The organism is Nostoc sp. TCL240-02 (assembly GCF_013343235.1).
GTDB lineage: Bacteria > Cyanobacteriota > Cyanobacteriia > Cyanobacteriales > Nostocaceae > Nostoc.
Genome location: NZ_CP040094.1, coordinates 3,757,885 through 3,772,105, shown reverse-complemented (window position 1 = coordinate 3,772,105; position 14,221 = coordinate 3,757,885). Strand labels below are relative to the sequence as shown.

General features: G+C 40.3%; 13 protein-coding genes. 6 read left to right on the top strand and 7 right to left on the bottom strand.

Features of this window, described 5'->3' with window-relative positions; genetic code table 11:
• Positions 1-82: 82 nt before the first annotated feature.
• From FBB35_RS16195 to FBB35_RS16180, 4 genes are all read left to right on the top strand, one after another.
• Entirely contained in the window at positions 83-1,141 is a 1,059-nt protein-coding gene (locus FBB35_RS16195) for a hypothetical protein (protein ID WP_174710503.1), read from the top strand.
• The gene (locus tag FBB35_RS16190; RefSeq protein ID WP_174710502.1) at positions 1,142-2,602 is read left to right on the top strand and encodes a DUF3131 domain-containing protein; all 1,461 of its coding nucleotides are present in this window, start codon (positions 1,142-1,144) and stop codon (positions 2,600-2,602) included.
• A gap of 81 nt (positions 2,603-2,683) precedes the next feature.
• Entirely contained in the window at positions 2,684-4,693 is a 2,010-nt protein-coding gene (locus FBB35_RS16185; protein WP_174710501.1) for a glycosyltransferase, read from the top strand.
• Positions 4,694-4,895: 202 nt separating this feature from the next.
• Entirely contained in the window at positions 4,896-5,603 is a 708-nt protein-coding gene (locus FBB35_RS16180) for a PIG-L deacetylase family protein (protein ID WP_174710500.1), read from the top strand.
• Between the two features lie 29 nt (positions 5,604-5,632).
• On the opposite strand, the gene FBB35_RS16175 is transcribed toward FBB35_RS16180, so the two are convergent.
• The 6 genes from FBB35_RS16175 to FBB35_RS16150 all read right to left on the bottom strand — a co-directional run bounded on the left by FBB35_RS16175 (position 5,633) and on the right by FBB35_RS16150 (position 12,514).
• On the bottom strand, positions 5,633-5,998 hold the full coding sequence (locus FBB35_RS16175; protein WP_174713667.1) for a Lin0512 family protein: 366 nt from the start codon (positions 5,996-5,998) through the stop codon (positions 5,633-5,635).
• Between the two features lie 156 nt (positions 5,999-6,154).
• Positions 6,155-6,523 carry a cyclic nucleotide-binding domain-containing protein gene (locus FBB35_RS16170; RefSeq protein WP_174710499.1) on the bottom strand — a complete coding sequence of 123 codons (369 nt, stop codon included), beginning with the start codon at positions 6,521-6,523 and terminating at the stop codon, positions 6,155-6,157.
• 539 nt (positions 6,524-7,062) lie between these two features.
• Positions 7,063-8,129, bottom strand: a protein-coding gene (locus tag FBB35_RS16165; RefSeq protein ID WP_174708235.1) for an ISKra4 family transposase whose coding sequence is annotated in 2 segments (ribosomal slippage) — positions 7,063-7,973 and positions 7,973-8,129 — 1,068 coding nt in all. Because the reading frame shifts where the segments join, the coding sequence is not laid out codon by codon here.
• A 21-nt stretch (positions 8,130-8,150) separates the two neighbouring features.
• Positions 8,151-9,509, bottom strand: coding sequence for a hypothetical protein (locus FBB35_RS16160; protein ID WP_174710498.1), 1,359 nt, complete (start codon positions 9,507-9,509; stop codon positions 8,151-8,153).
• On the bottom strand, positions 9,509-9,883 hold the full coding sequence (locus FBB35_RS16155) for a hypothetical protein (protein ID WP_174710497.1): 375 nt from the start codon (positions 9,881-9,883) through the stop codon (positions 9,509-9,511). The genes FBB35_RS16160 and FBB35_RS16155 overlap by 1 nt, the downstream gene beginning before the upstream one ends.
• A gap of 3 nt (positions 9,884-9,886) precedes the next feature.
• A complete protein-coding gene (locus tag FBB35_RS16150; RefSeq protein WP_174710496.1) occupies positions 9,887-12,514 on the bottom strand; it encodes a CHAT domain-containing protein in 2,628 nt (875 codons plus the stop codon).
• A gap of 256 nt (positions 12,515-12,770) precedes the next feature.
• Here FBB35_RS16150 and FBB35_RS16145 point away from each other — a divergent pair, with 256 nt between their 5' ends.
• A complete protein-coding gene (locus FBB35_RS16145; RefSeq protein ID WP_174710495.1) occupies positions 12,771-13,151 on the top strand; it encodes an endonuclease domain-containing protein in 381 nt (126 codons plus the stop codon).
• Positions 13,152-13,317: 166 nt separating this feature from the next.
• Here the strand turns inward: FBB35_RS16145 and FBB35_RS16140 are convergent, their stop codons facing one another.
• Positions 13,318-13,650: a hypothetical protein gene (locus FBB35_RS16140; RefSeq protein ID WP_174710494.1), complete on the bottom strand. Its 333-nt coding sequence runs from the start codon at positions 13,648-13,650 to the stop codon at positions 13,318-13,320.
• Positions 13,651-13,764: 114 nt separating this feature from the next.
• Between FBB35_RS16140 and FBB35_RS16135 the strand changes: the two genes are divergently transcribed.
• Positions 13,765-14,202 carry a hypothetical protein gene (locus FBB35_RS16135; RefSeq protein ID WP_174710493.1) on the top strand — a complete coding sequence of 146 codons (438 nt, stop codon included), beginning with the start codon at positions 13,765-13,767 and terminating at the stop codon, positions 14,200-14,202.
• Positions 14,203-14,221 lie beyond the last annotated feature (19 nt).

Here is a 14,221-nt window from a genome sequence, read left to right as displayed (position 1 = left end):
TGGGAATACTTGTATATGATGCAGTAGCTTTCACAAGCAACAGACATCTGGATTCAAAATCCCTGTTTATTCGTTCAAATCTATGGACAAGATACGACTGGCGCTGATGATGCTAATTTTACTAGGAAGCATCTTTGCGAATAAAAATCTCATGGCGATTACTGATGCCTCAAGGCAACTCGAAAACCGGAAATTAAACCAAATTCGCAACCAAACACTTTCCAGTACTTCTGTACTATTAGGACTGTATGCCCCAGATTATCTAGGAAATCAAAGTACAATTGACAGCCAATTACGTCAAATCGATCAATGGGTTGGTAAGCGCCATTCTATTGCTGGATTGTTCTTGGATATCGAGGGCTCAAATCCTGCTTACAACATCCCAGTGCCCCTAGAACAACTGAAGCACAACGGATACACAGCTTTTATTAATCTCAAATCTACTCGTTCAGCAGCGCAGATTGCTAGGGGAGACGTAGATAGTTCTCTACAAAAAGTAGCAAAAGCCTACGCTGATTGGGTAAAGAAAGGAGAGGGCCGGATGGCGTTTATCGCGCCGTTGCAAGAGATGAACATTTCTGGAGAAGCATACAGCCAAGACCCGCAGAACTTCAAGTTAGCTTATCAACGTATTCAAAAGATATTTAAAGAAGCTGGTGTATCTTCACAGACAATACGTTGGGTATTTGCACCTAATGGTTGGAGTGAAAAGAATGAAAATCGCTTTGAAAACTACTATCCTGGGGACAAGTCGGTAGATGTCGTTGCCTTTAGTTCGTACAACTGGGGATATTGTAATAATTCTTCTTGGAAACACTGGAATAACCCAAAAGAAGTTTTTGAACCATATATCAAGCGGATGAAGGTTATGGCTGGCAGTAAGCCGATTTTCATCGCTCAAACAGCTAGTACAAGTAATACGCAAAATGGTTTACAAAACAGTGCCAAAGACCAATGGTTACGAGACTCTTACACTCAGCTAGCTGGGATGGGTGTAAGAGCCATCCTTTACTTCAATATTAATAAGGAATGTGATTGGGCAATTAACAGTAATAGTGGCAAATCTGCTGGTTATAAAGATGCGATAAATAATCCGGCTTTCGGCTATTTATCGCCTACTGAATTGGCAAAGAAGATATAAATGGCAACAAGCGGCATCAAAAGCATGATTTTGCAATCAGTTTTGTACGCAACGACAAATCAACAACCCCTGCTTTGTCCGATTACGGCGAGGTGGCAATGCTTTTCTACCCCATCTACGATCATTGCTGCCCCTGATAACTTTAACCCTGATGTTCAAATACCATCGCCACAAATCGTTCCAGAACGGAATGCTCCCCCAGTCACGCCACTACCAGTAAAACCAAAACCAACAGCTACACCAGAAAAATCTGTTACTCCTTCGCCAACAACCTCTTTACCAAGATTGACCAAAGAAGCGGATCAAATTGCTGCTGGGCGGGCCTGGAAATATTTTGAGCGTAACTGGAATCCCCAAACAGGTTTAGTAAATTCGGCTGACAACTTACCGTGGACAACTTGGTGGGATCAGGGTAGTGCCTTATTGGGAATTCATGCAGCTTACCAGTTAGGGTTGTTGCCGCAAGACATATTTCAACAGCGAATGAACACATTGCTAAAGACGTTGGAAAAACTGCCGCTACCGGCAACTGGTTTACCCAACAAAGCTTATAGCACCCGTACTGCCGAAATGCGCCAACTCAATGACACCCCCGATCCCAAAGGTAGAAGTGGTTGGTCAGTTTTAGATATGGCGCGATTTTTATTAGGATTGCATGTTATGCGATCGCATTATCCAGAATATAGCGATCGCATTAATCGCATCGTCGCTCGCTGGAATCTAGCCAAACTTGTTAAAGATGGTTGGTTAAATGGTGCTATCCCCAGAGCAGGCAGACTTCTTGAAGTGCAGGAAGGGCGGTTGGGCTACGAGCAATATGCTGCTCACAGTCTAAAGCTGTGGAATATTCAAGCTACTAATGCTCTCTCTAATCCACCAGTAAAGACGGTTCAAGTGGATGGCATTACTCTGCAAGTTGATCAACGGAATCTGAAAAACTCTGGGGCTACTAACTACCTAACGAATGATCCTTATTTACTTTGGGGTTTAGAAATGGGTTGGAATGATGCTGTTAAACCTCAAGTGCAAAATCTTTTCAAAGTCCAATTACAACGATTTAAGCGCACTGGAATTTTAACTGCTGTAAATGAAGATTCCTTGGATCGTCTTCCTTACTTTCTGTATTACAGCGTCTACTCTAATGGTCAATCTTGGCAAGCCGTTAACACAAGCGGAAAAGCCTATCCCCAATTACGGTTTGTCAGTACGAAAGCGGCATTTTCTTGGTTTGCGCTCATGCCAGACGACCCTTACACTAAAAGGCTGCGAGACTTTGCTCAAAATTTATCTGATAAGAATCGCGGCTATTTTTCAGGACGATATGAAAATTCCCAACGAGGTATTAATGCTTCAATTGACATTAATACAAATGCGATCGTTTTAGAGAGTTTGCTTTACCAAGCCAGAGGCAGACATCCACTAGTGCTTGAAGCCAGGAGCCAAGGGAGGCAGCAGAAATAAAAAAATATTAACAACTTGTAACTCCAAATTCAGCATTTTTTACCATTGCATTATCCTTTTACATTAATTACTAGTACTAAGATGACTTCAGTTTCTATTAGTGATAATTCTTCAAACTTTTCTGGTAACAGTCGCTCATTACTCAAAAAAAGAACGCTGTTATTTCGCTACTTGGCAGAAATAAATTTAATTTTTGGAATTTGGTATTTGCAATGGCGCATCATTCATTCCATTAATTTTGATGCCCTGTGGATCTCTATCCCTTTGCTGATAGCAGAAATTTATAGCTATTTCGGCGGCGTGATGTTTGTGATTGGGTTATGGCGACCTTTAGTGCGACAGGTTAAGTCTCTCGACCAGATGACCCCACCTCTACCCAGATCGGACTGGCCAACAGTGGATGTGTTTGTAACCTGCTACAACGAGCCGCCAGAAATTGTAGAAGAAACTGCCAAAGCTGCTCTGACAATGGATTACCCACCAACAAAGTTACGAGTTTATGTTTTAGATGATGGTAACTCGGCTGATATGCGGGCTATGACAGAAAAATTGTGTATTGAGGATTTGCAGTCACCACAACTACAACAAGAAGCAAATCGGATTGATGCAGAACACTCTTGTTTGTTGCAGCGTCTAAAGCAACTAGAAAATCTGACACCTAATACTCAGGCCGCAGAACAATGGCTGCAAGCATCATCATCAGAATCAGTAGTTAATCAGTTGGCTACTGAATTTGTGCAAAGTCTACGACAGTTTATTCTTTGGATACCTCCAGATTATCAAAGTATTAGTGATTCTCCTGCAAAGACGCTACGCGAACGCCTCATTACCGAACGGAAAGCTTTAGAAAAAAATATTCAGAAGAAAGAACTCGAACTTTTAGAACTCTCCCGGTTTCGCTACATTGCTCGTCCCAAGACACCTGGCGTAGCGCATCATGCTAAAGCAGGCAACATCAATTACGCAATTTTTTCTGGAGAAACAGCAGGAAATTTCATTGTTACTTTAGATGCAGATCACATTCCCAAACCAAATTTTCTGAAGCGAGTTGTGCCTTATTTCTATACATATAATATTTCAACAGGAAAATACGACCAGAATCAAATTGCTTTTGTACAGACTCGCCAGGATTTTTACAATATTCCTCCAGGCGATCCTTTTGGACATCGAGCAAATTTATTTTATGGGCCACTCCAACAAGGTAAGGATGGCATGAATGCTGCTTTCTATACAGGCACAAATGCGATATTGAGGCGTGAGGCATTAGTTAGTGTAGGACTGCAAAATTTTGCTGATGAATTTGCTAAAGATGAAAAACGTTTAGATGAATTTGATTTAGTTGGTGGAGTATCAAGTAATAGCATTACAGAAGATATGAATACAGCCATGCGTTTGCATAGTGCCGGCTGGAAATCTATTTATCACAATGAACTTTTGGCAGAAGGTTTAGCACCAGATGACCTGAGTTCTACTCTTAAGCAGCGACTACGCTGGGCACAAGGAACTATCCAAGTGCTAGTTAGGGAAAATCCACTGACAAAATCAGGGCTAACCTTTTGGCAAAGGTTGCAATATTTTAAGACGATGTATAGTTATTTCTCTGGTTTTGCAACTCTGGTGTTTATTTCTTGTCCAATCATCTATTTTTTTACGGACATTGTTCCAGTTAAAACCTATGGGTCTGACTTTGCTATACACTTTTTTCCAGCTTTTATTATCAACCGTCTCACGTTCTTAGCAGCGACCTGGGGCATTCCAGCTACAGAAGTTTGGCGTTCTGAACAATATGCGATCGCTTTATTCCCCCTGCTAATCCAAGCTGTATGGAGTGTGTTCACAGGACAAAAACTCAATTTTCAAGTCACACCTAAGCAGAGGCAATCCGGTATTTATCTTCGGCTGGTTTGGCCGCAGTTAGTTATCTTTATCCTCACTATTCTAGGGATATTATGGAGTCTTTATCGCTTTGCAATTGGTCATCTAAATAATCCTTTGGTTCACCTACTCAATGGTGCATGGGCTATCTATAACTTGTTACTTTTGTCGGCTATCATCCGCGCATCTGTTTGGCAACCTCCAAAAGAAACCTAAGAGTCAATATAGATCAGTTAAATTTTCCTTCTCTCTGTGTCCTCTGCGGGAAGATGCTTTGCGTCTACGTAAAAAAAATTGACTTTGACAAAGAGTTTTTTGAAGCTTAACTGAACTGTATTGGTCTAATAAGGATGCAAAGATCAGGAGAATAACTCTTAACTCTTAACTCCTTTATAAATCCAATCTAGAAAACACAAATATGAACACTGATTCAGACTCAAAAAACTTTGGTCAACGAACTGTCTTAACAATTTATGCTCATGCTGATGATGAAGTTCTACCTGCTGCTGGCACTCTCAGTTTGATGTCCAAGGCAGGGTGGAATATTCGTTGCTTAATTTTGACTGATGGCAGTCTTTCCAGTTCGCCTATTAAGGGTACACGTCATCAAGAAGCGGATGCAGCAGGTAAAATCATCGGTGCAACTTACGAGTTTTATGCACTTGAGGAGTATAATTTTTCAACTCAAGCAGTGATTAAAGTTACAGAAGAAGCTATTGGGCGTTGGCAACCGGATCTGATTATTACTCATGCACCACAACCTGAAAAATATGGGCATAGAGATCATGAAGTGTGTGCGATCGCAGTTTCTAATGTTGCTACCCGCAAAAACATAACTTTGTGGTATTCAGCCCCACCTGTTTTTTTACGTGGTTTTGAACCCAACTTTTTTGTGGATATTACATCTGTAATTGAGGAAAAAGTTGCAGCTATCGGTTGTTATGAATCAGAGGTAAACAAAGCATTTATGCAACTTGATGCCATACTGGTTTTATCTCGTTTTTGGGCACGGGAGTTAGGCCAGAAAGATGGCTACTTTGAAGCTTTTGAAATTTCCCGACAATGTGTAGATGCTAACTTTTTTACAGCAATGGCTAATAATCACCAAGCAATTAAAAACAGATGATTGTTCATAGATGCGTCATTTCATCTCAACTACTCATTTTCGATCAGAACTGTAACAGATGCGATCGCAATCAACATTTCATCATTTTTATCGTTTAGTTCAGGAATGGCCCGCCCTTGAACTATCATTCCCCCAGATTCTACGGTAAGACTTTTCCGACCAAATGGTAGGACAGCCAGTACCTCTTCTTCTCTAACTTGTTCTGGATATGGAACTGCTACCTGAACCTCTATAATCATTTCATTGGGATGACTTAAACCTGCAACTTCCCAAACACCAGGTAAAGCATTGTGAGCGATCGCATTCCTTACTGCCCTAGATGATGCTACTGTTGGCTCTTGTCCATGCTGATCTATTCCCATCCCCATCTCAATAATCAACCGTTTACGCACCATTACTACCTCCGGTAAATTCTCCACCTTTCACCACCAAAGGCAGCTATAGTGAGGACAGAAGGCTCAGTTGGAATACTGCATCTCTTCCTGACAAGACCCTTCACGCAGAGTCCTAAGATGAGAGCCAGATATTCTGCCCCCTGCCCCCTGCCTCCTTTAAACCAGACGCTGTAAGCGACTAAGACGCTCTGAGTAACTTTTCATCACCTGTATGGCAAACATAGGTGTTTCCTGAACGGCAAAGAGAAACCCTTCTTCATTAAGAAAACCTAGTTTAGTATCCACCTTGGCAATAGCTGTGTAATTTCTATTTTTTATTCCTACAAGTATTCCAGCACCAAAAACTTCGCCCTTCTCAATGGTTTCTACAACCTTGTCATTAACTACTATCTCTACCTCTCCTTCCAGAATGCCGTACATACTATCACCAGACTGTCCTTCTTCAAAGATGACTTCACCTGCTGAGAATGCTTCAGGATCGGGTTGTTTTTGAAAGATACTGACTGTTATTACAGGACTTAGCATTAGAGCAACCCCAAAATTTTTGGTTTTTAGACGAAACTTTTTGATAGTTTTAGGCGAACCCAGAAAAGTATACTACTTTATGTCGATTAACTCTCAATCTCCGCAAAATTCCTGATTAGTCTCCTAATCGCCTAAAAACCTCTCCCTGGTTTTACTATGCAGACAAAACCGTCCCTCTCTGAGTCCTACGGTGTACACACAAGTCTGAAATAGCTAGATTAACAAAGGTTTAACCCCACCCTAACCCTCCCCTTATCAAGGCCACGGTGTACACACCAGTCTTCTAGAGTTGCGCTACAGGCTTTTGATCCCCCCAACCCACCTTAAAAAAGCAGGCAAAAAGCTCTTAAAGTCCCCCAATTTATCAGGGGATTACAGATCAAGTTTTGTAACTGTTCTGTAGTCATGTCTTTTATTTTCATAGTTTATCCGAAGAATTTACTTTATTTACGTTTGGTAATTAGCCAACCTAAAGCGATAAATACCACGGTAGCAATGATGCTTAAAGTTAACGGGAGCATCTCACTTTTTAAAGTGGCTCAAACTGACAATAATCCATTGAGGTAAGCACAGCGATGGGCTAGGACTTGAGGCACATTTTCTCGTTTCCATTGTGCCCCGGAAATTTTTGTTCGACGGTCAACCTGTTTAACGGCAGATTCAACTGAACCTGAACCAATTGAACAAATTTCTTCAGCTTGATAATATTCGTAGTTGATAATGCGATTGCGATGCTTATCAAGATAACGGCAAAAGTTTTGTACTTGTTTGCCTTTACAATCTGTAAATAAGGCAATAGTAGCCTCAACTTGGCCTTTCCATAGTAGATTTTGTGCTTGTTTCAAGCGTTTTTGTGAACCCCCAACTTTGTGGAGGTTTTCTATTAAATGGAACCAATCAAGTATTTCTCGACGTTGTGCATCAGGTGCTAATTGGTCAATTATATTCCAAATGCCGTCATGTCCATCACCAATACAAGTGAGTGGGCTAGCCAGTGGTTGGTCATTAACCCAATCAATCACAATCTGATTATTCTGAAATGAAGTTCCCAAGATTCCGAGATGATGTAAGCTAATTGCTTTATAGCCAAGCCATGCACATATTTGACCTTTAGGAGTTCGGACACGGATGTTTCCACCATCGACGCTTAATTCTTCAATTGTCTGTTCTGGTGTTGGCAACTCAAAATTCTGGCGATGCACTAATCTCTGTTGACTGCTGTGAGAAACCTCTATGCCCGTAAAATACTTGATGTCTGATGCCGCATCTTCATAGCTGACATTCGCACTTACCCTCAAACAACAAGTTTCTAGATATGGACTCAGTTGAGTACTTGGTGCGACTTCTAATTCAATGGCTTGTTTGCTCGTTATTGCTAACTCTCCAAGAATGCTTTTGAGCCGTCGTTGGTATCCTGCGGTTGTCCCTGTAATCGTTTCGATAAAAAAACCCCTACTTCTGGCATAACATGCTTCTGCATTTGACTCCGCACTGCTTCTTCAATTGCTGCAAGATTTGTGAGCTTTTCTTTTGACGTATCTTCATACAATATTTTAGCAATCGCCTGAATATGTTTTTGAAGAGCTTGCTTTTGTTCTGGGGTCATCGGTAAGTAAATACACTCGTCTTACCTATCCTGACTGATTTTCGTCTTCTTTGCAAAAAACTGGGATGCTCCCAAAGTTAACGATGCGTAAAGGGGATGTTTTTGTACTAACGGCAGATTAATTTTATCAATATGTGTTGTGAATACACCAGAGGCGATCGCACCACCGCCAAAGCCGATACCTAATATCTGGATTGTGTTTTCTAAAGAGCGATCGCGCTCAGTTTGTTCTGTTTCTACTATACCTCGGATAGTATCAACGAATTGCCCAAACAATTCCTGACCTGGAGTCAGATAGTTAATATCTGTTTGGATTTGTTCTCGCCATTTCTTACATTCTTTGTTGAAAAAATCTTGCCAGAATTTTGGTCTATTTCCGTTATCAATAGTTTTAATCTGGTCTAAGCAAATTTTGTAGTTAATAATATTAGTAGTAATTGCTGTATGGTGTGTTTGTAAATCTTGCAAACATCTGGTGTAATCAAAGCTTTTTTTGGGGATTTCTCCCATTAAGCTTTTTAAGCAAGATAATTTTGTTTGGTTTTCAGATATCAGGCTGTTAAATTCTTGAATTTTATTTTCTAAATCACTGTAAATTGTTCTCGCATCTCGGTAGCGTTGACGCGCTAGTTGATAAATGTAAAGTATTTTATGGTAGCTACATAGTAAATTTAGCAACCAGTCATAAGCTTCTGCTGCAAGTGTTGCTGTTGCAGCTTGACTATTATTAATGACTATTAAAATATGGCATTGTTTGGCAGGATTATCTGGTTCATCTGGGTCAAGTGCTTGGTATTCAAATAAAAGACTACCAAACAGTCCTCCTTGTTGCGATCGTACAGGATTTAAATTTGTGCCAGCTACTAAGGCTATGGCTAATTTTTCAGCTAGTGTATCACAATCTTCAGTTGGCTCTACTTCTCCATAAATCGATAATGTTTGTCCTAAAGATGCTTGAATATTAGATGGTAGTAGGGAACTTGGTTTAAAATGTTGCAGTTGTGGTATGTCTATGGAAATGTTTGGTGATTCTGGAACAAGAGTTAAATCAACTGCGTAGGTATCGTTAAGCAAGAAAGGTTGAAGATTAGCATTAATTTTAAAGCCTTCTGTTGTGGGGAGACTACCCAAATCTAAATCTTGAGCATCAATTAACCGTTCTGGTATTCTTCCTATTTCCCGCTTGGGTTCGTATTTACCATTTTGATAACAAATTAATTTTGAGCGTAAATCTTTCAACCCAACAAAACTTAGTGAACCTTCACCCACTTTCACCAGATTTTCCCACAAGAGATTAGCATCTGTCACAACTTCACCGGGAAGTTCAGTTAGGGTGTGGCGGAGATGAAAAGCATAGAGGCTGAGGCTGAAATTCTTCACTATTTTTTGTCGGGTTTCGTGTTTTCAGACAAAGGAGAGTTGTTTTTAATGGCGTTATCTACAAGTTCCTTTGATGATTCACTAGGTTGATTGACTGGAGTTTGTGATTTACTATTAGCTATTCCTATGTTTCTGTCTATATCAATAGGAGATGCAGCAGTGAGTGATTTCAGATATTGCTTGTAGTCTTCTAGAAGTTGACTACGGGATTCTGGTTGCAACCAATTTTCTAGGATTTCTGAAATTTCCTCATCGTCTTCTGGGAACTGACTCGATAGTTGCTGCAATTCATTCCAGTCTTGAGTAGGAATCAATTTTGATTGAGAGTCAAGCACTTGAATAAAAGCTAAGACGCTATTTCTATAAACTGACATTTTCTAAAATCCTTTACCTATATTACAAAAAGCAGCCCAATAAAAAGGTGATTCAAAGGGTTTAGTTGAGGCATTGTTATGATTATCATCAAAATATTGATTTAGTTGTGCTTGCCAAACTAGACTTAGTGAGGAGTTAATCAGCCAATCTTGAAAGCCTTTGACTGTCGTATCCCTTAACCAACGTTGTGCTGTATTTAAAGCTAATACAATATTACTTTGCTGCTGTAGTTCTTCGTAAAATTTAATCATCAATAAAGCTGTAGCTGTAGCACTGACTGTCCAAAGGCTACTGACTACATTGGTGCTACCTGCTAACAAAAATCCACTGGGTAAACCAATGTATTCATCACTGGTGCTTGTGAAGTCGGTAAAACCCGTTTCGCAAGCAGAGAGAGTGACTAGGCGACAGTTTTCTAGTTTGAAGTGAGTAATGATATCTGCTAAAGTCAGGTTTCCATCAGCTAACTGTAAACCAGAATCTTGGGGAGAAGCAGAGTTAAAGTATCCATGACAGAAGAAAAAAGCACAGCTAGCTTTCAGCAATTTTCCATGCAGCATGACATTGTGAGGGTTTTCATTCATACAGAGAATTGCTGATTTTTTTGCTTGGTCTTGTTTCAAAATCTGAGCATCGGTAAACTGTTTCTTGATGGCTGCAACGGCTCCTAAATCTTTTTCGTAGCCTTGATATAAGTCTTCTGTGGGATTTTGGATGGCAAATAAAGATTTAAAATCAGGACGTTGACGCAGTTGGACTTGTTGCAAAAGTTGACAACTGGGTGCATAGCCTACGCCGTTGGTAAATAAGTCAATTAAGTATGATTCTTTGACAGGTAAAGCGTGGAGAGGAAAGAGGTGTAAGTAGCGATGAGGAATAAGGATTAATCTGTAGTATTGTTTGGGTATTTGGTCTAAAATTTCCTCAAGATGCAGAATTTCTCCTAACTTTTTCAGGCGTTCTTCTAGCTGATTCTGCCATTGGATTTTATCTTTGTCTTCCAGGTTGTAATAGTCGCGTAGATATTCATTTGTCCAATCGATTAAGGCATTTAAGTCTTGTTCATTAGAATGCCAGATTATTGGCTGATTATTCTCGTGGGTGATGATAAAAGCGCGAAAACAATTATTAAAAATGTACCACTGAATGATTACAGTTTCGTTGTCTAAGAGGTTTTGAATTTGTGAAAAGTGGATGCTGCTACCAACTAAAGGAACCCTTTCTAGGTTTATTGATGTTGCTTTAGTTAACAGTTCTACTAAATTGCGGGTTTTGCTACGTTCAATATATTCTATTGCCTCGGTCTCTTTAGCCAATGCTAGGCAAACTTCCACCATGCATCGATAAAGTTGATTCCATTCTTCTGCTTGTTTGCGCTTAACTTCTTCGCCAGAAACAATTTCACCCCGCAAAGCTTCCACTGTTTCTATTGCTTTAATAAAGGTATTGTAAGCTGAGTTAAATTGTTCTTCATCTTGGTATAATCTGCCGAGATTTAACAAAGTTTCTGCATGGTTTTGAGGAAAGGCGCTGCGGGTTCTAACTTCCAGTGCAGCAGAATAAGCAGCGATCGCTTCTTCTATATTCTCGGCTCGTTCTCCTAATATTCTGTCAGAGTAAGCATTCCCCAGATTATTTTGCGTCATTGCCCAATTTTCAGGAAAGGCGCTGCGGGTTCTAACTTCCAGTGCAGCAGAATAAGCAGCGATCGCTTTTTCTATATTCTCGGCTCGTTCTCCTAATATTCTGTTACCGTAAGCATTCCCCAGATTATTTTGCGTCATTGCCCAATTTTCAGGAAAGGCGCTGCGGGTATATACTTCCAGTGCAGCAGAATAAGCAGCGATCGCTTTTTCTATATTCTCGGCTCGTTCTCCTAATATTCTGTTACCGTAAGCAGTCCCCAGATTATTTTGCGTCGTTGCCCAATTTTCAGGAAAGGCGCTGCGGGTTCTAACTTCCAGTGCAGCAGAATAAGCAGCGATCGCTTCTTCTATATTCTCGGCTCGTTCTCCTAATATTCTGTCACCGTAAGCAGTCCCCAGATTATTTTGCGTCGTTGCCCAATTTTCAGGAAAGGCGCTGCGGGTATATACAGTTAGGGCGATTTCATAGCCAGTAATAGCAATTTCCATGTTGTTGGCTTTACTACCCAAGGGAAACTGCTGAATCAGATTACTAAAATTACCAATCACTGCGGCGATGGATGTTGCTGCATCTGGTTCCGCTTCTGTTAGGGTATTTGTTGCCCAATGACGCAATAATTGAGCAAAAATATCATTGAGTTTATCGGTATTAGCTGCCAGCAATGGGTAAATTACTTGAGCATCGCCGTTGCTTTCTGCTGTTGCTTGCAGTATTTCTATTAAAAATTGCAAGTAAGTCTCTATATCTTCTTGGGTGATGGGGGGAGTTTCTGAGGTGAGATATGTTGCTAGGTTTCTCAACCAGTTTGCAGTATTTTCTTCTCCCTGCTGGGCAAAATACTCTGCTGCTGCTACAACAACCTGCACAAAGTTAGCATCTAGTAATTCTGTATTCGCTGCTAATATCTCTGGTTCTTCCCCGCTAGGGCAATTTAGCAGGGTTTGAATTAGCTGATTATAAGCTTGTAAACGCTGTTCGTTCATGAGCAGGTGTGAGTTAGACGCATCTTGATGAAGCTTCAACAATATTATGCTCAATTTCGGAAAAATTAGGGGTAAAAAGTTTTAGATCCTCTTTAAAAAGGCTACGGTGTACGCGCAAGTTATTGAATTACCTCACCCTAACCCTCCCCTTTACAAGGGGAGGGAACAAGATTTCTTATTTCCCCCCTTTCCAAGGGGGGATTAAGGGGGGTAATCCTGGGAATAATAAGCAGAGTCCAGGAATATGAAAACGCTGATGACAAAGCTGTATAACCTAACCTCAGAAAAGCAAAAACGGCAAACTCTCAGAAACAATATGCCCCCATCTGAAAAAATAGTTTGGGCAAAACTTAGAAATCAACAAATTGAAAGCTGTAAATTTCGCAGACAATACAGTATTGACAGATTTGTAGTGGATTTTTATTCTTCGGAATTGAGACTTGCCATAGAAATTGATGGTGATAGTCACTATCAAGATGGAGTTCCAGAATATGACCGCGATCGCCAAGCATTTTTGGAATCAAAAGGTACGAGATTTTTGAGATTTACGAATCAAGAAGTTTATCAAGATATTGATGGTGTGATGGATAAAATTAGGGAAGTTATTTGTAAGTTGAGGAAATTTACCCCACCCTAACCCTCCCCTTATAAAGGGGAGGGAACTAGATAGATTCTCTTGTTTCCCCCCTTTACAAGGGGGGATTAAGGGGGGTAATTCGACTTGTGTATACACCATAGCTTATAAAGGGGAGGGAATTAGATGTTCTAGTTTCCTATAATGTTATTGTGGCGATCGCATAATGTTATTGTGGCGATCGCATTTGCTGATTCGGAGATCGCATTTGTTGATTCGGAGTTCGCATTTGTTGATTCGGCGATCGCATTTGCTGATTCGGCGTTCGCATTTGTTGATATGGCGTTCGCATTTGCTGATTTAGCGATCGCATTTGTTGATTCGGAGTTCGCATTTGCTGATTCGGCGTTCGCATTTGCTGATTCGGCGTTCGCATTTGTTGATTTAGCGATCGCATTTGTTGATTTAGCGATCGCATTTGTTGATTTAGCGATCGCATTTGCTGATTGCACTTATTCTCAAACAACAAATCGATATAAAAAACAAGTAAAAATACAGACAAACTCGTAATTATTTCATTAAAAGTTCAACGAAATAAATCCACAAAACTACCCATCTCAGTCAAAAGAATACTCTACTATGTTGAAAAAGGAATTCTTAAAAAAAAGGATATCTCATGTCTTTAAGAACTCGTGGTTCTGCTGCTGTTGACAAAGCCCAACTTCGTCTCGCCTTGCTTAAATCTGTTGATGAAAACCTGGATTTAGGACATGGATTAACCATTGAAGCCTACAACTACCTTATCAACACTACCCGTTCGACGCTAGAAGCTCATAACACGCTTGTATCCAATCTTGAAGAATCGCGTAAGACAATAACCCAGATGGATAAAGCCCTCTCCGAAATGTCTGAACGAATGTTAAGTGGAGTTGCAACTATCTACGGCAGAAACAGTATACAGTATTCCAAAGCTGGCGGTTCTAATGGAAAAAGAAATAAAAAATCTAGTTCAAAAGCTGCTCCAATTGTAGCGGTTCTTGCCAGTCAACCTACTCAAGCTGCAATTGCGAATGCGTCAATTAACGGTAATGGTACAACTCCTTTGCTGCAATAATCCACTGACTGCATAAATT